The organism is Photobacterium sp. DNB22_13_2, assembly GCF_052873915.1.
Genome location: NZ_JBNNXU010000005.1, coordinates 84,222 through 106,344 on the forward strand (window position 1 = coordinate 84,222; position 22,123 = coordinate 106,344).

Here is a 22,123-nt window from a genome sequence, read left to right on the forward strand (position 1 = left end):
AGAATTTAGCCCAGATATACTCTAACAGGTACCACGTTAAAAAAGGGGTAACGCTTAAATCAGGTCTGAATTAGTAAATCTGAATAAAGGTAAACCTAGGAAATGAAGTTACCAGCACCTCTTACTTTTTTACTAAAGCCATATTTATATTAATGTTTACTTAATTTTCGTCAGACAGCTTACTTTGTAGTGTAGCGATTTGTTTCCAGCTTTGAGGGTATTTGTCCCCTAGAACAAGAAAGAAGCTCTTCATTTCCAAATTTTCTTCAATGGCTATATCTGTAATCCGTGTCAAATATATTTCGTCTGTTTCACAAGAGCGTATAGGGTTGCGCTCCAAAAAAAGCAATACTTCGTTCTTCATACACGACACCTTATTGTTAACATCATTTACAATAACACGTAATCATAGTAACAACTGAGCTATTTCTCAACAATGCAATACAGTTAAGCTCCTGCTTTAAAGGGCATTATTGCCTAAATAGGTTGAATATCGTTAAATCAGCAACTGCTCTCCCAGCTTATCCACCACCTCCAGTATGTGCAGCTGGCTCTCCCGGCTGTACAGCGAAATCCCATCAATCTGCTCTTCCAAATTCACATTGAGGTGACTGACCTGACTCAGGGTTGAACCACGCAGGCTCACCGAAAACACTTTCATGCCCTTGCGTTTGGCATTGTGGGCCATATCCACCACCGCATGGGTTTCCCCAGATTTGCTGATCAGTACCAAAATACCGGCATTGGCCATGGTTAACTGATGGATATCGGTGATCACCAAGTGGGGAATATTAGCAAGGGAGAGAAAACGGGACAGGTAATTCACGCTGACAATCGACGCGCCACGGGAATAGAGATACACCACATTAGTCGCCTTCAGTCCAGCCGCCAACTTGACAATTACAGCCTGATCCAGCCCCTCTTCTTCCGATGACGAACGCTGGCGGGCCAAATCTGCCGCCAGCTTATAACGTAACTCGGTATAGCTGGCATACCCCATTTTTTTGCACACCCGATTAACCGATGTAGTCGTCGTCAGCGCCTTGCCCGCGATCTCCTTGGCCGAGATATCGCCCAATTGCTTGGCGTGGCTAATAATAAATTCATAGATGATGCGTTCAGTGCCGCGGAAGGTATTCATTGTAATGAGTAATCGTCACGTCATAGGATAAGCGTATTTAAGCGCGAACAGCGGATGAAAATCCGTGAGACAGCTCTCAAAAGTATCGTCATACGCACCTTGTACCAAGAAACCATAACGCTTACCGGTGGCGGCTTTTTATACTGGCCGCAGTGAAGAACAATGGATATGAAACCATGGCGAAGAAAAAACTGGTCGCAGTAACGGCTTGCCCTACAGGTATCGCCCACACCTTTATGGCGGCAAAAAAAATTCAAAGCTGGGCTGAAAAGCAAGGCTATGAGGTCAAGGTAGAAACGCAGGGCAGTGACGGGGTCAAAAACAAACTGACCTCGCAAGATATTGCCAGCGCAGATGCTGTGGTACTGGCCGTTGATGTCCCTATCATGGATATGGAACGCTTCGACAATGCCAACCCATTACAGGTACGTACCCAAGAGTTGATCAAGCATGTTGATGTGCTGTTACCTGAAGCGATGAAACGGAAAAAAGACAAGTCTGACTCTGGTGCGGTATTGCCTATCCAGGAAAAACGCTCTGCCTACCAAGTATTCATCGGTCATATCATGACGGGTATCAGCTACATGCTGCCCGTTGTGGTACTCGGCGGTCTGCTGATGGCCGTGGCCAAGATCACTGGTGAATTTGTCGATATTTCAGGTACTCCAGTCGAAACCCTAGACCGCCTCGGTTTCATGACCATCAAGTTCATGTACCCGATCTTCGCCGCCTACCTCGCCTATTCCATTGCCGGAAAACCCGCTCTTGTCCCTGCCTTTATCGGTGGGGTGATGAGCGATGAAGTCTACAAACGCTTCTTTGGTATCGAACACTGGGCGCCTTCAGGCTTTTTCGGTGCTATCGCCATCGGTTTCCTGATTGGTTATCTGGTTCGCTACCTCAATGACACCATCAAGGTCAGAACTGACCTCACCACCCTGAAAACCATGTTGCTAGTCCCGCTGATCAGTGGTGTCGTCATGGTACTGACCATGGAATACGCGATTAACCCATTCTTCGGTGCGGTCAACATGACGATGGTCAAATTGTTCACCGAAGCCGGCGATGCGGGGCGAGGTATCTATTCTATGGTGATCGCAGCCGGTACCGCGTTTGACCTTGGCGGCCCAATCAACAAAGCCGCAGGTTCGGTGGCCCTTGGCCTCAACGGTATGGGGGAAAACTTCGACTTGATCGCCCGTGAACTCGGTATCGTCATCCCGCCTATCGGAGTCGGTATCGCGGCGTTATTGGACGGAAAATTCCGCCCTCGCGTATTTAGCCGAGAAGAGCAAACCGTCGGTAAAACATCCCTGATGCTGGGCCTGATCGGTATCTCCGAAGGTGCTATCCCATTCATATTGAAGAACCCGAAAATGATCCCGATTATGATCCTTGGCTCCATTATCGGTACCCAGCTGGCCGTCGTCCTCAACGTATGGCAGAGCCTACCACTGCCTGCAGTATGGGGCTGGTTCCTGTCCTCCGATCCGCTGAGCTACACCCTCTCGGTGATTGTCGGCTCAAGCTTTATCGCTATCGCCTTGCTGCTCTGTACCAAACCGCAGCCTCAAGGTAGCCATTAAGCAAGGCTGAAAAAAACATTCCGGAAATACAGGTTAACCCATACCCGATTTGGGGCAGCAAACACTGCCCCAGTAATACCCAATTAATACGAAAGAAGAGAAGTCAGCATGGCCAAAGTACATGTCATTCCCCACACTCACTGGGATCGTGAGTGGTACTTCACCCAACAAGATAGCGATGTCCTCGCTACTTACAATTTCACCAAGGTGATTGAGACGCTGGAAAGCCAAACGAGCTACAGCTGTTACCACCTTGATGGCCAATCTGCCATCGTTGAAGACTACCTCAAAGTCATGCCGCATATGCGCGAGCGTATGGCCACATTAGTTAACAACAAGCGCCTGTTCATCGGCCCTTGGTACACCCAAACCGACACCTTCAACGTGGCGGGCGAATCCATTATCCGCAACCTGAAATACGGCATGCATGTCGCCGAACAACTTGGCCACAGCATGACCGTGGGTTACCTGCCGGACACCTTCGGCCACAATGCCCAAATGCCAACCCTGTTTAAGGGCTGCGGCATCGACAACATCATTTTCTGGCGCGGCATCGACTACGACCAACAGGTCGAGCGATCCAATTTCTTCTGGCAATCACCAGGCGGCGATAACATCATTGCCTACAACCTTGTCCACGGTTATGGCGCAGCGAAAAATATCGTGGCCGAGCCTGCACATCTCGACAACAAAATCTTTCCAATGGTCGAAAAAATCAAAGCCCTGTCTGGCCTTGATGAAGTCCTGATCCCATCCGGTGGCGATCAGGTCAATATCGACCCTAACCTGCCAGAAACCCTGACCAAGGCGACAGAACGCAGCAGCACCGGTGACACCTATGTGATCTCGTCAATGGAAGACTATGTCGACTACCTGCGCAACAACAGCCGTGATTTCGACACATTTGAAGGTGAATTCAAGATCCCGCGCTATACCCGTATTCACAAAACCATTGGCTCGGTGCGCTACGACATCAAGAAGCTCAACTTCGACATCGAGCAGTTTCTACTGAAAAAGCTTGAACCAATCACCGCGATTGCCAAGGCACATAGCATTACCGTTCATACCGAACTTGTTGATATCGCTTGGAAGAAAATCATCGAATGCCATGCCCACGACAGCATGGGCGGCTGTAACAGCGATGCGACCAACGCCGATATCATGCACCGCCTCAAGCAAGCGGAAGAGATCTGCCACGGCCTGTATAACCTGATCGTCAAAGACATCGCGAGCCAAGTCTGTGATGAAGGGGAGATCATGGTGTTCAACAACCGCATCAAACCTTATTCCGGCATTGTTGATGTTGTGGTATTCAGCACCTTTACCAACATAACGCTGGAACATAACGGCCAACCCGTCATTGCTGAGCAGATCAAACGCGACACCCTTGATGGCGGTAAGGTAATTGAAGTGACCAAAGACGGCGAGAAGGAAGTACCGGTACCACCATATTACCGCTTCGAGCTCAAAGCCAAGATCAACGATATCCCAGCTCTTGGCTACCTGACGCTACAGGTCAGCGAAGCCGACTCAATGAACAAGGCACAAAACGGCACATCGACGCAAATTGAAAATGATCGTCTTCAACTTTCTTTGCACAAAGGTGAACTGGTACTAACCGACAAACAAAGCGGCCGTAGTATCAACAACGTGATCCAGTTTGAAAACCAAGCCGATGACGGCGATTCTTATGATTTCTCACCACTGGAAGGCGATACGCCACTTTACTCGCAGCCGCTATCACTGCTTAGCAGCCAGCGCGGTGAGCTGATGCAGCAAATGACCCTGCAAAGCCGGATTTTGGTTCCGCAAGACCTGGAAGACCGCCGCCAAGGCGATACCAACAGCGAAATCGTGTTCAAACTGACATTCACCCTGCACCATGGCGAGCATAATCTGCAGGTCGATATCGATACAGTCAATCACATCAAGGACCACCGTGTTCGGGTGTTAATCAACAGCGATATCAGTACAGAGACATCAGTCAGCACCCTGCCGTTTGCCACCATAGAACGTCCAGTTGCTCCGGTACTGTTCAACGGGGACGAAAGCTGGCGCGAGCGCTTCCGCGAGTGCCCGATAGATATTGAAACCACCGAGGGAGCTGTCGCAATAGCCAATGCACCTGACACTGAGCAAGATAACAAGGCATTGATTATTAATGGCCGCGGGATCAAGGAATACCAAATCCTCAAAGCAGCTCACAAGAACCAACATGACCGAATTGCACTGACCCTGTTCAAGGCTGTTGGTTTCCTTGGTAAAGATGACCTGCTCTGGCGCCCGGGACGCGCATCGGGGATCAATAACACCGTCGTTCATACCCCAGACGCCCAGTTACAGCAATCCATGCGTTTCAGCTTTGCCATTGCTATGGCAGAGAGTGCATCGCATCAAGTGATCCGTCAGTTGGAGATGGAATACCTCAACCAGGCATTCAGTTACCAGCGTCAATGCCTCAACAGCTTCGAAAATCGGCTGGAACGCTTTCAAGTCCGCTTCGAAGAAAAGCCAATGTCCAAACAGTTCAGTCTATTAGCTATCAAGGAAGAGCTGGAGCTGTCGAGCGTGTCTCACTCTTTCTACGATAACAATGCCGTTGTGCTACGTCTGTTCAACGCAGCAGAACAGCCTATCGCGTTGGATATGAGCCAATTCAGCCACTTTGCCGGCGTCACCATCGTCAACTACCGCGAGCAGGAAATTGCCGATGCCGAGCCTGTTGTCACGCCGAACAACACTCTCGACCTGCGGTTGATCTGCGCTGCCACTGCGCCGTTTGATAAGGAAAATTGCTAATGTTTGCCCAAGCTATTACCCAGAAAGTGGCCGAGATCTACGGCCGAGAGCAGGCGTCGCACATCACCGAACAGATCCTTGCCCTTATCGACAAATGGCAAGGCAAAGCCCCTGCCTATCCGGCGTGGGTTGACCAAACGACCAGCTACCTAATCACCTACGGCGACAGCATCAGCGAAAATGGCAAACCAACACTGGTCACCATGAAAGCTTTCGCCGATAAGTACCTAAAAGGGACAATCAGCAATATTCATATCTTGCCGATGTTTCCTTATACCTCGGACGATGGCTTCAGTGTGGTTGACTATCGCAAGGTCGACCCGAACTTAGGAGATTGGGGTGAGCTCAATGCCTTGGCTGAACATTTCAACCTGATGTACGACTGTGTCATCAACCATATTTCTAAGAGCAGTGATTGGTTCCAGGGTTACCTGGCGGGCGACGAACGCTACCAGAACTACTTCGTCGAATCCGATCCCTGCTTGGACTACAGCAGTGTCACCCGCCCGAGGGCATTGCCGCTGCTAACGCCGTTCACCAAAGCCAACGGTGAAACCGCCCATGTCTGGACCACCTTCTCGGACGACCAGATCGATATCAACTTTGCCAATCCGCAAATATTGCTGGAAAGCATTGATATCCTGCTAATGTATGCAGCCAACGGTGGACGCTCTATCCGTCTTGATGCTATTGGCTTTATTTGGAAAGTGCTTGGGAGCAGCTGTATTCACTTGCCACAAGCTCATGACATTATCAAACTGTGGCGTTTGGTGTTGGATATCGCCGCCAACGGCACCTTGCTGATCACCGAAACCAATGTGCCCCACCCAGAAAACGTAGCGTATTTCGGCGATGGTGATGAAGCTCACATGGTCTACCAGTTCCCACTGCCACCTTTGACCCTGCATGCTTTTCTTTCCGAGGACAGCACTGTGCTAACCCAATGGGCCGAAGGACTCACTCGCGAGGCAATGGACAACCTCAGCGCCGGACGCCAGACCACCTATTTCAACTTTCTTGCCAGCCATGATGGCATCGGGGTTCGCCCGACAGAAGGCATTTTGTGCGATGAAGATCGCCAGTTTATGTGTAGTGAAGTCGAGCGCAAAGGCGGACGAGTGAATTACAAAGACAACGGTGATGGCACCCAGTCTCCGTATGAGCTCAATATCAACTACCTCAGTGCCATCACCGAGCCTAACGACAGCACCGATAACAAGGCGCGTAAGTTCCTTGCGGCGCAGTCACTACTGCTGTCGTTTATCGGTGTACCGGCCATCTACTACCACAGCTTCCTCGGCAGTGAAAATGACATATCAGGCATGGAAGAATCCGGTATCAACCGGCGTATTAATCGCGAGAAGTTCAGCCTGGGTGAGCTAGAGCGAGCATTGAACACTGAAGGTTCTTTGCGCCAACAGGTATACAGTAAAATGATCAAACTACTGAATTTGCGCCAGCAGCACGCCGCGTTTTCACCAAGTTCGGCGCAGACAGTACTGAACTTGGGCGAAGGCCTCTTTGGCCTGATCCGTGGCGAGGGTAAAGAGCGCATTACCTATATCCTCAACCTTACCAACCAACCCCAAGCCGTAACCTTAACGCAGGGCGGTACGGATTTGATCAGCGGCGAAACCTTCGCACCGCAAGCGACTTTAGCACCGTATCAATTTACTTGGCTCAAGCATGAACAATAAGGAGCAAGACCATGAAACTGGCCCAACTAACCTCACATAATTTGATCATGCTGGATGCGGTTTTCGATGATCGTATTACCGCAATCGAAACCCTGACCGATAGAATCGATCAGGCGGGTAAACTGACTGATCGCCAGATGTTCTTTGATGCCGTGCTCAAAAGGGAAGAAGAAGGCCCGACCGCTCTTGGCGAATATCTGGCAGTGCCTCACGGTAAATCCGAAGCGGTTATTGAACCGGTTTTTGCCTGCGCTTTTGTCAAAGGTGAAATGCCATGGCAAGGGATTGATGGTGACGAGCCGGTCAATATGATTTTCCTGTTGGCGATCCCGCCTGCTGAAGCAGGTTCAACCCATATGGAAGTACTCACCACTCTCACCTCGTCGCTGGTTGATGACGATTTCAGAGAGCAACTCCAGACAGCCAAAAGCGAAGCTGAGGTGATGGCACTATTTGGATCAGAAGGAGATGGCACCAAAAACGGTACTGAGCCGGCCTCAAAAACCAAGAATGAAGCCGAACCAATTGCTGCCGCCGCGAAGCAAGAACCACCACAGGAAGAGCCGCACAACAGCAAGGCCTATCCACTGGTTCTGCTGGTTGGCTGCGCCATTGTATTTCTGCTATTGGCGATGATGTAGTTTCTCGAAATCCAGTTTCTAACGGCGACAAAACTGACTCTGCATTCATGCAGAGTCAGCACTACTGCAGGTACTCCCATTCACCCAATTTTTGTTTTCCTTTGTCCCAAATTCACTTCGGTATATGCTTTACGGAGAAACCGTGAAAAGGACTCATCCCATGGAAATGCTCACTATCGCCCAGCTTGGTAACCCTGTCTTACGCGAACACGCCTTGCCACTTTCGGCTGGCCAATATCAGGATTTCGCCCCTTTTTTCAATGCATTGCAGCAAAAGATGCTTGAGAGTAATGGGGTGGGTATTGCAGCCCCCCAGGTCAGCGAGTCTATCCGGGCCTTCATTGTGGCGTCTCGCCCCAATCCACGCTACCCCGACGCACCGATGATGGAGCCGACCTTAATGCTCAACCCAGAAATTATCTGGGCGAGCGATAGCATGGAAAAAGATTGGGAAGGCTGCTTGAGTATTCCGGGGATCCGAGCACTGGTGAACCGCCACACCCACATTGAGGTTCGCTACCAAACGCTTGAGGGCAAGGAAGTCAGAACCCAGATGGAAGGGTTTATCGCTCGCATCTTCCAGCATGAACTGGATCACATCAACGGTTTGGTGTTCCTAGATAGGGCCGAAAAGGCCGATTACTACACTGAGGCCGAATACCTCAAGCTAATCGCCCAAGCTTAGGCAACCAGCTTTCATCGAACATAAAAAAACACCCAAGTGGTAAGGCACTTGGGTGTTTTTGGTTTCTAATAGACTGTTTTTACTGCTTTACTTTAGAACCTACCGAAAGAGAACTTACCCGCAAATGGGTCTTCAATCTTTGGCTCTTCATATGGCTTGTCGTCACTGTCGCCATGCTTCAAGCGTTTTGGATCGTAAATATGTAGCTTATAGCGAGAAGGAGCTTTAACTGTACTTTCATCGCTTAGTGTTTTCATATATGCAACAAGATCTGCTTCATCTTCAGCTGATAGTTTTAAGTCACCAACAATATTTGATGGAGGCAAATTATTTACATCTTTCTCAGGCTTAGGCCAACAATTATTCGCTATAGCTTCTTCAACATTCGCGTCGAAAACTCCAATATCCTCACACCTATCTTTAGCTAGTGAAGTGTTATAAAAGTGTACTAGCTGCTCGAGAGTCTTGAAATAGCCATTGTGAGTATAAGCTTTAACAAAACCACTGTGAGGACGTTTATCTACATTTCGTAGCGTCGGCACTTTGTGCTTACCGATATGGTCACCGACAGTGTGTGGTATATTATTTTCAAAAGCGAATTTAGCAGCTGTGATTTCAACTCCATCATCTACCGCTGGATTTGGAATATCATTGTTTCTAGGGATACCAAGATTAAAGTACTGATCATTAGTATAACGCTCAAACTTACTTGTACCTTGATCTGGCCCACTTGCATGGCAGAAGAAACACCGAGCACCTACTCCAGGTCTTGGATTATAAAATAATGCACGGCCTCGGTTTTCTTGTTCAGTAAAACCTTCAAAATTAAAAATATTATTGGGGTCACTAAGATCTGTTTTTGCTAAAGATACATCTCTTTTCGAATCAAAACGGTTATTATCACTCGACATTTGCCAAGCAGAAAGAGCGACTGCAAAGTGGGCAAAGGTTTGATTGACATGTTTTTTACCACATTTTAGATCTTTCCCCCAAGCAAACTTGAATAGCTGTTTGCCCCATTCAGTTTGATCTCGAACCTGAACACATACGGCTTTCTTATTTGGCTCAGCTTGCTCTAATGGGTTTATGAAAGGACTGGCATGTGCTTGATCAGCTAGAGGACCAAGGTATTTACGATACATTTCTTCATATTCGCTACTAAGGCCAGCAAAAACATCAACGCCATGCTCTACCTCAATTCTGTCCCCTCTGGCTCTCCCATTCCAAAATGCCCCTCCACATGGCACGAGTGCGAATCCGGCATCACACAAATCAAAATTTTTCAATCCGTCAATTTTACCATCATCATCTAAAAACTGAACATATTGGTTCCCTGGCGGCTTAAGGTTACCAACACTGACACCATCCGAACCAGTAACAGCCACATCCGTATTATTTACATGAGAGTCACCATTAGTCCCCCCAGTGCCACCTGTATGACACGTAGCACAAGACATATTGTCATTTATCGAAATTTTTTCAAAAAACAACCTCTTACCCAGCTCTTCCATATATGTCATGTCTTCAGCTACTGCCTGACTTGAAAAAGCACTTGCCCCCATAATACCTAAAACGAGAGGAATGGAGAGCTTGGCTCCCACCGCATTAGTCAACCTAGTCGTATTCTTACTCATCAAAAATGCTCCAACTTTTTTTATAATTAGGAATAATCGATCTACACAAAACCATCCATCGTGAATTAATAAAAAATGAATGAGAAAGCGATCCTTTTCTCTTTCCAATTCGTTCATGTATAAATTTAATACAAGTAATTTTAAGCCGTGAGGGAATATCATTTTTTCTCAACAACAATAACATGATCATAAAAATGACTATCTCAATAATTAAAAATTAGATATTATTTCATTTTTAATATCTCCCTCCTAAGAGGTATATATTTCACCTACATCAATGTAAAGATTACTATTAATAAATTATGTTTTTTAAAATTAATATTTATTATTCACTTTTAAGAAATGTATTTAATATTTGACTATGATTAATATATAGATAGATAAACAAGGAAATTATTATTGAAATATCATGTTCATACATTTAGAAACGCCTTAGTCTCGATTATTGAAACCCAGTCGCATCAATACTGCCATCTACCTCGCTGGCAAGAACTCAATGCCTTCCCATTTGGCTCCTGCGATTTAGCCAACAACATGCTGGCGATGTATTTAAGAGAGCAAAGCTATCATCCGAAAGTGGTATGGCATCGAAAATAACCTAGCTAGCTACTCGGATATTCTTAGTCATGTTTGGCTCGAGGTGGACGATTAATTTATCGATATCACTATCAATCAATTCCCGGGTCTTATTCGTGAACGCGTCCATATCCTGAATAAATATGATATCAGAATTCTAAATGAAATTTATTTTCATTGCCGAGAAAGTAATCAATTTGAAGAACGGGAAGTCGATTTACGTAACCATGCCGGATGCGGAGATAAAATATATCAAGCAGTCGCTACGCTCGCCAGAAATCTACCACTCATTCACTCTAAAAATGAATAGCGCTTCATTTATCACACAAATGTGGAAGCGAGACATCATTTTGTGATCTCATACGCATAAGGATATGAATAATTATTGCTAGATCACAAATCTCATACTAGCAATGCAATATATTGCTGCCCACCTTGTGATATATGTAAAACATAAATAATGAAAAAGAATCTTATTGCGATTGCCCTTAGTGGCCTATTAAGCCTTTCCTCGACGTCTTTATTGGCAGCAGACACAGCCCCACAACAAAGTATCCAATCCGATGCTGAATACAGCCAATTTATCACTAAACGCCAAGTCGTCGATCAGCTACTGACCGATGCGGTTACGGCGTTTAAATCTCCAGCACGTATTTCCCACGCTGGATTTACCGCAAAAATGCCAAGTAACATGGAGATTGTGACTAACCGTTTACTTGAAGCGTACCAGCTAGAACCTTACCGCACTGACTTGCTGATCTCGGCGGCAAATGCCCAGATCTACAACAAAAACGTCGACCGAGCGATTGAGCTTTTCGAGCAAGTACTAACAGTTGCCCCTCAAGATGTCGATGCCCATGCCTACCTTGCCGTTTGGCAGCAATTCAAAGGCAACAGCCAAGCATCACTTGAACATATGAACGCCCTGAAAGATCTCAATGCCGGGCGTGCCAACGATATCCAGCGCATCTTCGATACCGTAAACCGCATCGTCGCAACGCCGCTCAAAGAGCAACAAGATAAAACATATGAAGGCAACACTGCCATCATCACACTGGGCTACGCCCTGAATCCTGACGGTAGCATGCACGACATTTTGGTCCATCGCCTCGAAATGACATTGGCGATGGCCAAGAAACAGCCTAATTCGATGATCGTATTAACTGGTGGCGTGCCAAGAAACCACAAAACAGAAGGCAAGCTGATGGCCGACTGGTTGGTTGAAAAAGGCATTGCTCGCGATCGCATTATCGAAGACAACTATGCCCGCAGTACGGTAGAAAATGCACTGTACAGCAGCTATGCTCTTGCCCGTCATGATATCGACCATGCCACTATTATCAGTTCAGCCAGCCACGTCCGTCGCGGCCAATCACTGTTCGAAATTGCAACATGGCAGACCGGACCAAAAGATATCACCTTCGACACGGTTTCAGCGGCCGATAAACCACTGGAAGAATTGAAGGTGCCTTCTGAAGGGGAACTACTAGGTATCTACCGCGATGCACTACGTACTTACGGTATGTGGAGCTACCGCTCTTACCCGCTAGAGCAGCGTTAATAGACGGCTTAACCGCGTACATACAACTAAGGCAGCCTGCGGGCTGCCTTTTTGTTTCCTTAATTCAGGAAGCATGATCAAGAGGAGGTAATGACATCCCCCCTTTATTTCACCATCTGCTGTAATGCCTTCATATAGAACGCCAAAGGACCAGACATCATATCGACCTTGAGTTCATCGCCAGATTGACAGCTCATCGCCAAGGCATAGCCATGAAGGTAATCCACCAGCATCGAAAGCGCATTGTTACGTAGCTCATCACTCAGCGCTAAGTCAGCTATCGCCAAATCAAACCGCTCAGTAAATACCGTTGCCGGGCCGTGCGATGTCATACCAAGTAAGGTTTCCAGCAATCCCGGATATTGCGCTAACAGGTTAAGGTAACTTTCGCATAAGTTCGCCAGCTCGTACTGCCAATCCCCAGTGCTATCAGGACAATAGATATTCTCGATAAGCGACACGGTTACCGCTTCAAGCAGCGCCTGTTTGTTGGTGAAATAGTAATAAATCGCCATTGGATCGACTTCAAGGCTAGCGGCCAATTTACGGATACTCGGGATCTTTCCGTCGTTTGCCATCAATGTGTTAGCGCACTCAATAATCCGATCTTTACTTAAGGTGACAGCCAACGTCGTTGGCCTGCCCCGCTTTTTACCCTTGACAGTCATCATCGATCCTCAATAAACTCACCATTATTCTACAGTGTAGAATATTATATACGAATCGTCTTTGACCTTCCAAGCCGATCAACTAAGCAACCCCAATGAGGAGATCACCATGACAAACATTGTCTATATCGCAACCAGTCTTGACGGGTATATCGCCGATAAAAACGGCAACCTTGATTGGCTACACAGTGTTCCTAACCCAGAAGGAAGTGACTTCGGATTCAATGATTTCATGGAACGGGTAGATGCCTTAGTGATGGGGCGTAATACCTTCGAAACAGTATGCGGATTTGACTGTGAATGGCCGTACAGCAAACCTGTATTTGTTATCAGCAACCGTCTTAAGGCTATCCCCAAGGAATATCAAGACAAAGCTTTTTTAGTTAAGGGCGATCTGAAAAATATCGTTTCAGAACTAAACGGGAAAGGCTTCAAGGAGCTGTATATCGATGGTGGGATCACCGTACAAAACTTCTTGGCCCAAGATCTCATCGACGAAATGATCATCACAACTATCCCAGTTGTATTGGGTGGGGGCAGCTCGCTATTTGGCGATTTACTATCACCGATTAACTTTAAGTTGAAGCAAAGTGAAGTACTGGTAAACGCTATAGTGAAGTCTCACTATGAACGTATTTAGACACTAGCATTTTAATGCCTCCAACAAAAATCGATGATTAGATGGAAAGAGGATCTTGGCAGAACATGGCAAACTTGATATCGAGAAGAAAGTAACCACTTACATTCCCGAAATCAGAGGCATCGCCATGGTATATCTATTACCCAGCCCAACTAGAAAATTAAAGGATCACGCTCGGACCTTGAACTCAAAGTTATAATAGTCACTACGGCAAATTGCCGAGCCATACTCCAATACCAGCCCATGATTATCCTGACTTTTCAGAACAATTTTCATCAAAGGAGATTCTGGAGGGATTTCAAGCATTCGCGCTTCTTCTGGGGTTGGCGCATAGATACTTAACGAGTAATCCTGATCGTAAGGCTTGATCCCTTGAGCGCGCCAATGGGCGTAAAGTGAACCCTCCAATAAATCCGGACGGGGTAAGAAACACTCCGGGATATACATGGTTTCGATTGATACCGGCATCCCATCAACCAATCTGACCCGCTTAATCTTCGAGATCATATCGCCTTCGACAATGCCCAATTCGCTGGCAATAAATAATGGTGCCTCCATCAATTCTCTCGCCAACCAACGGTTTGATACCTCACCTTTACGCTGTAGTTGAGAAGAAAAGCCACCACCCGACAAGTTGTAATGCACAGGTAAATTAACCAAAGTTCCCTTACCGTGCTTTTTCACCACCACACCTTGTTCATGTAATAACGCTAAAGCTTTGACCACCGTAACCCGGGACACTCCGAGCGCTTGGGACATTTTGCGCTCGGAAGGCAATGCAGTGCCATGGGTGAGCAACTTATCTGCAATCGCTTTTTCAATGGCCTGTTGCAGCTGTAGGTATAAAGGGGTTGAGACGCTGGCATCCAATGCCTCTTTCATCTGAGTAAGAAATAGCTGTTCCAATCCATACCGCCTAAATCAAGATGCTGACATAACTAAAATCATGATGATAGTACCAAAGTGTGAGGCCCAAATCACATTGGTAACTAAAAGGAATTTAACTGGACTTAAAGTGGACTTATGATAGTTATCAAATCATATCCCATTACCGTGATACTCCGGAGAAAACACCATGAGCCACACAGGCCAACTACCAACGGCAACGATTGAAGATCGCATTTTAGGCTGCCTCTACGGCCAGGCAATCGGCGATGCGATGGGCATGCCGTCTGAACTGTGGACGAAAAATAAAGTGGTCGATTATTTTGGATGGATCGATGATTTCCTTCCTGGACCTGAAGAAAACATTGCGGCCAATGAGTTTAGCGCCGGTGAGTTTACCGACGATACCAGCCAGTGTGTCGCCTTAATGGATGCTGTAATCGAAGCCGATGGCAAGCTAGACCCACAACTGATTGCCAAGCACATTATGGTGTGGGCGAAAAGAATCAATGCGTTTGAAAAAAACATTTTAGGCCCAACTTCCAAAGCTGCGCTAACAGCCATTGATCAAGGTTGTACGTTTGACCAAATTGAGGCCAATGGTGTGACCAATGGCTCCGCGATGCGTATCTCACCTGTGGGTTGTCTATTACCAACCCACAACAAAGCGCACTTTATCGAGGGTATCCGGCTATCATGCCTTCCCACTCATAAATCCGATATCGCCATTGCTGGTGCGGCAGTGGTGGGTTGGGCGATCAGCCGAGCGATAGAAGGCACCCCTTGGCACATCATCAAAGAAGAAATAGTAACCCTAGCAAATGAAACACAGCGCCACAATGAGTCCACTTTCAGTCCACTTTTAGGTAAAAGAATCCAATACGCCCTCTATGTGGTTGAAAGTCAACATGATCCAAAACAAGCCCTCAATGACCTCTATGAGATGATTGGCTCAGGCATGGATATTATCGAGTCAATTCCAAGTGCAATCGCCCTTGTCGAACTCGCTGATACTCAACCAATGCGCTGTGCCGAGCTTGCAGCCAATTTGGGGGGAGATACAGACACCATCGGAGCCATGGCTACAGCAATATGCGGTGCTCTCAATGGTATCGAAGCCTTCAGCCCACAGCATCTCACGCTGATCAACCGCGCCAACCACATAGACTTTGCACCATATGCCAAAGCGTTAACAACATTCCGCCACCGTCAATAACAGATCGGAACTCTAAATACTTCAACACTAAGGACTGCAGCATGAGTAACAGAGATGTACTAACAGGACATACACCGCACGCCCTCAGCCACGATGCCAACATCGAAGATCTGGGGATAGCCAAAGTCCCTGCTAACCAGCAAACAAAGAAACCTGCTGAACTATTTTTCGTCTGGTGCGCAGCAAACATCGGAATTTTAGGTGTGGTTTACGGCGCGATTATCGTTTCTTTTGGATTATCATTCTTTCAGTCGTTGCTAGCTGCTATCGTTGGTGTCGCATCCTTTACACTGGTTGGTATGTCAAGCATTGCCGGTAAAATAGGACGAACCACAACCCTAACCCTTTCCCGCTCAAGTTTTGGTATAAAAGGGAATATAGCTCCTACATCATTCTGTTGGATCAACCTCATGGGGTGGGAAGCCGTCAACATTATCACCGGTACGTTAACCCTCGCCGCCCTATTTAGCGCGCTAGGGTTTGCTGAAACGACAATGACAACAGCCATTTCATTAGTCCTATTTGGTGGCATGACCGTCTTTGTCAGTGTACTTGGGCAAAACACAGTACTGTTAATGCAAAAGTGGATCACCCGCACTTTCGGCGCGATGACCTTCTTTGTTGTTCTTTACTTAGTAGCTACTGCAGACTGGGAAACCATCATGGCTCTACCTTCCGGTAGCTGGGTCACCGGATTCTTGCCTGCGGTTTCAATCATTGCAGCAGGCACCGGTATCAGCTGGGCAATTGCTGGCGCAGACTACAGCCGAGATCAAAGCCCTAAATCAAGCCATCGTGGTATTTTCAATGCGGTGGTAGGTGGTGCTGCACTCCCGCTGATTTTATTGATGCTAACAGGGATCCTACTGACTGCTCAAATCCCGGATCTCGCTTCGCACGAAAACCCTATTTCTGCCATTGGCCGACTACTACCATCATGGATGGCAATACCGTACCTAGCCGCCGCAGTTGCAGGTATTGTTACCATTGCAGTCTTAAGCCTCTACTCAGCGAGTCTTAACCTATTGAGCATGGGGATCAAACTGAAACAACGTACTGCCGTTGCGCTCGATGCGGTCTTGGTCCTTGGTGTGGCACTTTATGTATTGTTCGTTTCCGGTGATTTCCTCGGTCCATTCATCTCCTTCCTTGTCTTCTGCGGTGTTTTCCTTGCCGCCTGGGCTGCCATTTTCATGACCGACTTCTTCACCAAGCATCGCCAATCTGGCTACAGTGATGAAGAGTTATTTGGTGACACAGGGATCAAGAAACCAACGTTGATTTGCTGGGTTATAGGTTCACTGTCTGGCTTAATGGTAACGAATACTGGTTTCATCGACGGTCCATTTGCCATCGGTATCTTTGCCGATTCTAGTTTGGGGCTTTTTGTATCTTTCTTGGTCAGCATGGTGTTGTATCGCCTTATCCTGAAAAAGAACGCATAGGGTACGACAATGATAGATATCTCAGCACTTTCACAACAGCGGCCAATCATTGTGCTCGGCGCCGCCTTTGGCGATGTCATGCTTGGGCTCGATAACCTGCCTACCAGCGGTGGTGATGTTGTAGCCCAAGAGCAGGATAGGCAAATCGGTGGCTGTGCCTTCAATGTTGCCAGAGCCTTGAGTCGACTTTCACTGTCGCCAGTCAATGCGATCCCTGTTGGTAATGGAGCATGGGGACAGGCTGTCGAGAAAGAAATGGATAAAGAGGCGCTACCGGTTCTGCTTCGTCATCCAAGCCATGACAATGGGTGGTGTATTGCCATGGTCGAGCCTAGCAAAGAGCGAACGTTCATCACTGTTGACGGCTGCGAGCAATATTGGAATAAAGAGCTATTGGAGCAAATTCCGACTCCCGAAAATGCTATCGTCTATGTATCTGGTTATGAGCTTGTCAGTCCGCAAAGCGAACCACTGCGTCAATGGCTGCTCAGACTCGGGGATGATAAAACCTTGTTTGTCGACTTTGGCCCACGGTTGTCTGATATCGACCCCGCTTTTATCAAACAGTTACTGGCCAAGCAGGCTACCCTAACGCTTAACCGAGAGGAGCTGAACCTACTAAATGGCTCACAGTCCTCACTAGAAGAGGCTGTCAGCACCGCGCAGTCTTTCGCTCAACAACGCCAACTAGCAATGATCTGCCGCTTTGACAAAGACGGGGCGTATGTTTGCGAACCTGGCAAAACGGCAGCCTATATTTCGGCCTGTCAGGTCACGGTTGCCGATACCATTGCAGCAGGTGACAGTCACTGCGCCGGAGTCATCGCTGGGCTAGCCTGTGGGCTAACACTCGGCACTGCGACCGAGTTAGGAAATATGGTAGCGGCCGTTGTGGTCAGCAAAGCAGGCTCAAACGGAGCCCCAACCCGACAGGAGCTTACGGCTTTCCAGGCGGGGCAACAAACCTGATAGCGACCGCTTCATACTCTCTGAATCAAACTTAAGCCAGCAGGCAGCCTGCTGGCTTTTTTATTTGGGCTTTTTCACTGCCCACGACTTGTCGCACGATAGCTTTCCGGTGTCTGTCCCGTCCAACTGGCAAATGTTCGATAGAAATAGAATAGTGAAAGCCGGCAAAATCACACTGTCCGATCGGGCCATACCAATAGCAGAAAGTGCCAACTAGTTAGCTTCTTACGCCAATGCCCTTTGTTTCACCCGTTATTTGCAAGTGATGCTCAAGATCCACTAATGAAATAAAGCTACCATTAGCCACAGCAAAACGTGGATCATCGATACTGTCAGGTACTACAAAAGTGGTCATTCCCGCGGCTAATCCAGCAATCATGCCTGTCACACTGTCTTCAATCACCACACATTGACTAGCAGACACACCCAATTGATGGGCCGCCGTCAGGTACACCGACGGATGAGGCTTGCCATACTCTTCATTATCGGCACTGCACACAACCGAAAAATACTGACGGATATTCAAGCTATCAAGCACCGCATCAATGATCGGCATACTGGATGAGGTTGCCAATGCTATTTTCACTCCGGCGCGCTGCAATGTGTCTAGTAAAGCATTAACCCCAAGCTTAGCCTCTCCCTGTTGGCGGATAAGTGCTACCACCCCCGACATGATGGCAAGTTGCAGTTCTACCAGTGAGATCTGAAAGTTAAAGTGCTGACACCAAATCTTGGCAATATCTTCCAATCGCCGACCCATAGTCAGGCGAATACAGTCATCAAACGTAGCGGTCATGCCATAGCCAGCGAGTACTTCCACCTGCGCCTGACGCCAATAAGGTTCGGAGTCGATGAGCACCCCATCCATATCAAAGATAACAGCATCTTTTTTCATCATAATTACCTGCTTAAATCATTAGTGCCTGAATCCTAGAACGGTATCAAACGCCGATAAAGAGAAGAGTTGCTCCCCAAAGCTTTCCTCTTTTCATCTAGGTGGAGCATTTATTTACAGCAACCAACGGATGATTTCACTACCCAGTCTTGGCAATTCCCGATATGATTTAGGAATAAGCCCAAAGGTAATACAATATGACCATTATGAATTTTGAACAGGCAGCGACAGAGCTGCTAAACCGTCGTGTACCTGGTACTAAAGCACCACGCCTTGACGAGCAGCAACGTCCAGCCAATGTGGATGATGCCCTGCAAATCCAATCATCAATGATTGACCAGCACAGCGACAAAGTGGGTGGATGGAAGTGCTTACTACCGCTTTCAGACGACAATTTTGTGGTTGCACCAATTTTTGCTGAGACAATTCAACAAGGCGAAAGCTGTGAGTTGTTTGCCGATAACAACGCAGTGCGCATTGAGCCTGAAATTGCTTTTATCCTAAACGCTGATCTGCCTGCTAATCCAGAAGGTTACAGCGAAGAGCAAATCAACGCGGCAATTGGCCCATGCCATATGGCACTTGAGTTGATGCAAGCTCGCTTTGCCGATGACAGCGGTGCGGAATTCTTTGAAAAACTGGCAGACTGTCTAGTTAACCAAGGCATGTTTATCGGCCCTGAAATCGACCGTGAAAAAGCGTTTACTGCTGCCAAGATTGACATCACTGTAACGCAAGGTGAGCAAGTACAAACTTTCGCAGGCGTGCATCCTAATACTATGCCGCAGAACCCAGTGTATTGGCTGATCAACTATATGACCCGCCGTGGCATGCACTTCTCAGCAGGCGAAGCTATTATCACAGGTTCGTACTGCGGTATCGTCGAGGTAGAATTCGATAAGCCGACCACCATCAGTTACGGCGCCATTGGTGAGTATCAAGTGACGTTCGTCGAGAAGAAGTAAGCGCTTACTGAAAAGATAAACAGACCCGACTTCCTCCACTATTGCAATATGTGCAATCAAGCTTTCATCAATGATCTGATAGAGCTTTGAATACCGAAAAAAAGCGGGAGCTAGGCTCCCGCAGATTATTGAATTCAAAGCTTGCCGAGATAGTTAGTGTTAACTAACCTGCAGTTCAGCTGCTTGAGACTTTACCAAGCGATACTTCTTCAATGTAATAGTGATTAAGCATGTCACAATAGCACCAACCAACATACACATCACCGCCACCACTGGTTTGTTCATCGCGCCAAGCAGAGCAACAATCGGGCCACCGTGGGCAACCGTGTTGGTAATACCGAACAAGAAGGCCATCACACACGCAACCATACTACCAATGACGTTGGCCGGGATCACAGTAAGTGGATCGCGTACCGCAAACGGAATCGCGCCTTCGCCAATCCCAACAAAGCCCATCGCACCAGCTGCTTTACCCGCTTCGATTTCAGTCTGATCAAACAGTCCCATCTTGCGGCCAACTACTGTCGACAACCACATCGCCAACGGCGGTACCGGGAAAGCACACGCCAATGCGCCCATAAATTGAGTCTGACCGCTGGCAATCATGCCAACACCGAACAAGAAAGCCACCTTATTAACCGGTCCGCCCATATCAAAGCCCGACATCGCCCCGAGGATCATGCCAAGAATAATGATATTACCGCCACTCATGTTCACCAGCATGGCGTTCATCGAGTCAATCATCCCTGATACCGGTGCACCGATGAGGGTAATGAAAATAACGGCAATGAAGAAAGTACCCGACAATGGCGCGATGATAATCGGCACCAGAGGCTGCATTACCTTCGGGTAGTTCAGGCTGGTTAGCCAGCGAATGAAGTAACCTACTAACAAGCCGGCAATTATGGCGCCGATAAAGCCGGTGCCTACTTCCGAACCGTAGAAAGAGCCATTGTTGGCAATCCAGCCCCCAATAAGGCCCGGAGCCAACGCCGGACGGTCACCGACCGCATAGGCAATATAACCAGCCAAAATCGGGATCATTAATGTGAACGCAACCACACCGACATCCAGCACCGGTTGCCAAAAGCTGCCTTCCGGGATCTGCATGCCCTGCTCGGTCGGCACCCCACCAATCGCCAGCGACAAGGCAATCAGCAAACCGCCGGTCACCACAAACGGGATCATGTATGACACACCGTTCATCAAGTAGGTATAAAGTGCTGAAGTCGCTTTGGTTTTTTGAACAGAGGAATCATCAGCCTCACCGCCGCCTTGGGCTTGATAAACCGGAGCTTCAAGGGCATTCTCAATCAGCTGTTTACCTCGCTTGATGGGCTCTTTCACCCCCGTCTTAACCAGCTTCTTGCCCGCAAAGCGGTGCATGTCGACCTGTTTGTCACAGGCCACTATTATGGCATCGGCACGGGCAATCTCCTCCGCGCTCGGGCTGTTCTTCACCCCTATCGAGCCATTGGTTTCCACCTTGATCTCATAGCCCAGCTCTGCCGCCGCTTGTTCCAGAGACTCCGCAGCCAGATAAGTGTGCGCAACACCAGCCGGACAACCGGTGACACCAATAACGAACCCTTTGCTTGTCTTACCCGCTGAAAGATCTGACATTTCAGGCACCTGTTTTTGTTCCAACAGCAAAGCCAACGCTTCCTTGGGGGTGTTAGCTGCCAGCATGGCTTCGACAAAACCGTCTTCAATCAGCTTGCTAGATAGCTCGGCCAGTACCTCTATATGGTGATCGGCACCGCCATCAGGGGAGGCAATCATAAAGAACAGCTTGGACGGTAAACCATCTTCCGAGCCGTAGTCGATTCCCTCACGACAGATACCTATCGCTACCGCAGGTTCAACCACTGCCTTACTTTTGGCATGGGGGATCGCAATACCATCTTCAAAGCCGGTACTACCTTGGGTTTCGCGGGCCTGCAAGTCAGCCACAAATTGGGCTTTATCATTGATTTTGCCCTCGCGCAACAAGCACTCGGACAGGGTATCAAACACGTCGTCTTTGCTGGTGACCTTCAAATCAAGGTACATCAAGTTTTCATTTATAAGAGATGTGATCATGGCAAACTCTCTTTTTGTTGTAATGAGCGGCTTTGCCA

The 22,123-nt window shown here is 47.8% G+C and carries 20 protein-coding genes; 13 read left to right on the forward strand and 7 right to left on the reverse strand.

Translation table 11 applies throughout. The annotated features are described in order from the left end of the window. Nucleotides 1–160: 160 nt before the first annotated feature. Both ACVA58_RS09605 and ACVA58_RS09610 read right to left on the reverse strand, forming a co-directional pair. Nucleotides 161–364, reverse strand: a complete 204-nt coding sequence (locus tag ACVA58_RS09605; protein ID WP_446510224.1) for a hypothetical protein — start codon at nucleotides 362–364, stop codon at nucleotides 161–163. A gap of 132 nt (nucleotides 365–496) precedes the next feature. Beyond that, on the reverse strand, nucleotides 497–1,141 hold the full coding sequence (locus tag ACVA58_RS09610; RefSeq protein WP_446510225.1) for a MurR/RpiR family transcriptional regulator: 645 nt from the start codon (nucleotides 1,139–1,141) through the stop codon (nucleotides 497–499). Between the two features lie 176 nt (nucleotides 1,142–1,317). Between ACVA58_RS09610 and ACVA58_RS09615 the strand changes: the two genes are divergently transcribed. The 5 genes from ACVA58_RS09615 (at nucleotide 1,318) to def (ending at nucleotide 8,549) form a co-directional block, all read left to right on the forward strand. Then, a complete protein-coding gene (locus tag ACVA58_RS09615; RefSeq protein ID WP_446510226.1) occupies nucleotides 1,318–2,727 on the forward strand; it encodes a PTS fructose transporter subunit IIC in 1,410 nt (469 codons plus the stop codon). Nucleotides 2,728–2,835: 108 nt separating this feature from the next. After that, nucleotides 2,836–5,526 (forward strand): glycoside hydrolase family 38 N-terminal domain-containing protein, encoded by a 2,691-nt coding sequence (locus ACVA58_RS09620; RefSeq protein WP_446510227.1) that lies wholly within the window; start codon nucleotides 2,836–2,838, stop codon nucleotides 5,524–5,526. Beyond that, nucleotides 5,526–7,223, forward strand: coding sequence for an alpha-amylase family glycosyl hydrolase (locus tag ACVA58_RS09625; RefSeq protein ID WP_446510228.1), 1,698 nt, complete (start codon nucleotides 5,526–5,528; stop codon nucleotides 7,221–7,223). Before ACVA58_RS09620 ends, ACVA58_RS09625 begins: the two co-directional genes overlap by 1 nt. Nucleotides 7,224–7,234: 11 nt before the next feature. After that, the gene (locus tag ACVA58_RS09630; protein ID WP_446510229.1) at nucleotides 7,235–7,864 is read left to right on the forward strand and encodes a fructose PTS transporter subunit IIA; all 630 of its coding nucleotides are present in this window, start codon (nucleotides 7,235–7,237) and stop codon (nucleotides 7,862–7,864) included. A gap of 160 nt (nucleotides 7,865–8,024) precedes the next feature. Continuing rightward, nucleotides 8,025–8,549, forward strand: coding sequence for a peptide deformylase (def, locus tag ACVA58_RS09635; RefSeq protein ID WP_446510230.1), 525 nt, complete (start codon nucleotides 8,025–8,027; stop codon nucleotides 8,547–8,549). Nucleotides 8,550–8,641: 92 nt separating this feature from the next. On the opposite strand, the gene ACVA58_RS09640 is transcribed toward def, so the two are convergent. Beyond that, complete coding sequence (locus ACVA58_RS09640) at nucleotides 8,642–10,300, reverse strand: cytochrome-c peroxidase (protein ID WP_446510231.1); 1,659 nt, start codon at nucleotides 10,298–10,300, stop codon at nucleotides 8,642–8,644. A gap of 282 nt (nucleotides 10,301–10,582) precedes the next feature. On the opposite strand from ACVA58_RS09640, the gene ACVA58_RS09645 reads away from it, so the two are divergent. The 3 genes from ACVA58_RS09645 (at nucleotide 10,583) to ACVA58_RS09655 (ending at nucleotide 12,320) form a co-directional block, all read left to right on the forward strand. Further along, nucleotides 10,583–10,780 carry a hypothetical protein gene (locus tag ACVA58_RS09645; protein WP_446510232.1) on the forward strand — a complete coding sequence of 66 codons (198 nt, stop codon included), beginning with the start codon at nucleotides 10,583–10,585 and terminating at the stop codon, nucleotides 10,778–10,780. A gap of 140 nt (nucleotides 10,781–10,920) precedes the next feature. Beyond that, nucleotides 10,921–11,115 carry a hypothetical protein gene (locus ACVA58_RS09650; protein ID WP_446510233.1) on the forward strand — a complete coding sequence of 65 codons (195 nt, stop codon included), beginning with the start codon at nucleotides 10,921–10,923 and terminating at the stop codon, nucleotides 11,113–11,115. A gap of 104 nt (nucleotides 11,116–11,219) precedes the next feature. Beyond that, a complete protein-coding gene (locus ACVA58_RS09655; protein WP_446510234.1) occupies nucleotides 11,220–12,320 on the forward strand; it encodes an ElyC/SanA/YdcF family protein in 1,101 nt (366 codons plus the stop codon). Nucleotides 12,321–12,424: 104 nt separating this feature from the next. On the opposite strand, the gene ACVA58_RS09660 is transcribed toward ACVA58_RS09655, so the two are convergent. Continuing rightward, entirely contained in the window at nucleotides 12,425–12,988 is a 564-nt protein-coding gene (locus ACVA58_RS09660) for a TetR/AcrR family transcriptional regulator (protein WP_446510436.1), read from the reverse strand. A 109-nt stretch (nucleotides 12,989–13,097) separates the two neighbouring features. On the opposite strand from ACVA58_RS09660, the gene ACVA58_RS09665 reads away from it, so the two are divergent. Next, the gene (locus ACVA58_RS09665) at nucleotides 13,098–13,628 is read left to right on the forward strand and encodes a dihydrofolate reductase family protein (RefSeq protein WP_446510235.1); all 531 of its coding nucleotides are present in this window, start codon (nucleotides 13,098–13,100) and stop codon (nucleotides 13,626–13,628) included. Between the two features lie 168 nt (nucleotides 13,629–13,796). Here ACVA58_RS09665 and ACVA58_RS09670 read toward each other — a convergent pair whose 3' ends face one another. Continuing rightward, nucleotides 13,797–14,534, reverse strand: coding sequence for a GntR family transcriptional regulator (locus tag ACVA58_RS09670; protein WP_446510236.1), 738 nt, complete (start codon nucleotides 14,532–14,534; stop codon nucleotides 13,797–13,799). A 169-nt stretch (nucleotides 14,535–14,703) separates the two neighbouring features. Here ACVA58_RS09670 and ACVA58_RS09675 point away from each other — a divergent pair, with 169 nt between their 5' ends. The 3 genes from ACVA58_RS09675 to ACVA58_RS09685 are packed head-to-tail and all read left to right on the forward strand — an operon-like array spanning nucleotide 14,704 to nucleotide 18,143. Next, nucleotides 14,704–15,729 carry an ADP-ribosylglycohydrolase family protein gene (locus ACVA58_RS09675; protein WP_446510237.1) on the forward strand — a complete coding sequence of 342 codons (1,026 nt, stop codon included), beginning with the start codon at nucleotides 14,704–14,706 and terminating at the stop codon, nucleotides 15,727–15,729. A gap of 41 nt (nucleotides 15,730–15,770) precedes the next feature. Then, on the forward strand, nucleotides 15,771–17,174 hold the full coding sequence (locus ACVA58_RS09680; RefSeq protein ID WP_446510238.1) for a purine-cytosine permease family protein: 1,404 nt from the start codon (nucleotides 15,771–15,773) through the stop codon (nucleotides 17,172–17,174). A 9-nt stretch (nucleotides 17,175–17,183) separates the two neighbouring features. Further along, nucleotides 17,184–18,143 (forward strand): PfkB family carbohydrate kinase, encoded by a 960-nt coding sequence (locus tag ACVA58_RS09685; RefSeq protein WP_446510239.1) that lies wholly within the window; start codon nucleotides 17,184–17,186, stop codon nucleotides 18,141–18,143. 217 nt (nucleotides 18,144–18,360) lie between these two features. Here the strand turns inward: ACVA58_RS09685 and hxpB are convergent, their stop codons facing one another. Next, nucleotides 18,361–19,041, reverse strand: a complete 681-nt coding sequence (hxpB, locus tag ACVA58_RS09690; RefSeq protein WP_446510240.1) for a hexitol phosphatase HxpB — start codon at nucleotides 19,039–19,041, stop codon at nucleotides 18,361–18,363. Between the two features lie 194 nt (nucleotides 19,042–19,235). Between hxpB and ACVA58_RS09695 the strand changes: the two genes are divergently transcribed. Continuing rightward, a complete protein-coding gene (locus ACVA58_RS09695; protein ID WP_446510241.1) occupies nucleotides 19,236–20,003 on the forward strand; it encodes a hydratase in 768 nt (255 codons plus the stop codon). 159 nt (nucleotides 20,004–20,162) lie between these two features. Here ACVA58_RS09695 and ACVA58_RS09700 read toward each other — a convergent pair whose 3' ends face one another. Then, the gene (locus ACVA58_RS09700; RefSeq protein WP_446510242.1) at nucleotides 20,163–22,085 is read right to left on the reverse strand and encodes a PTS fructose transporter subunit IIABC; all 1,923 of its coding nucleotides are present in this window, start codon (nucleotides 22,083–22,085) and stop codon (nucleotides 20,163–20,165) included. Nucleotides 22,086–22,123 lie beyond the last annotated feature (38 nt).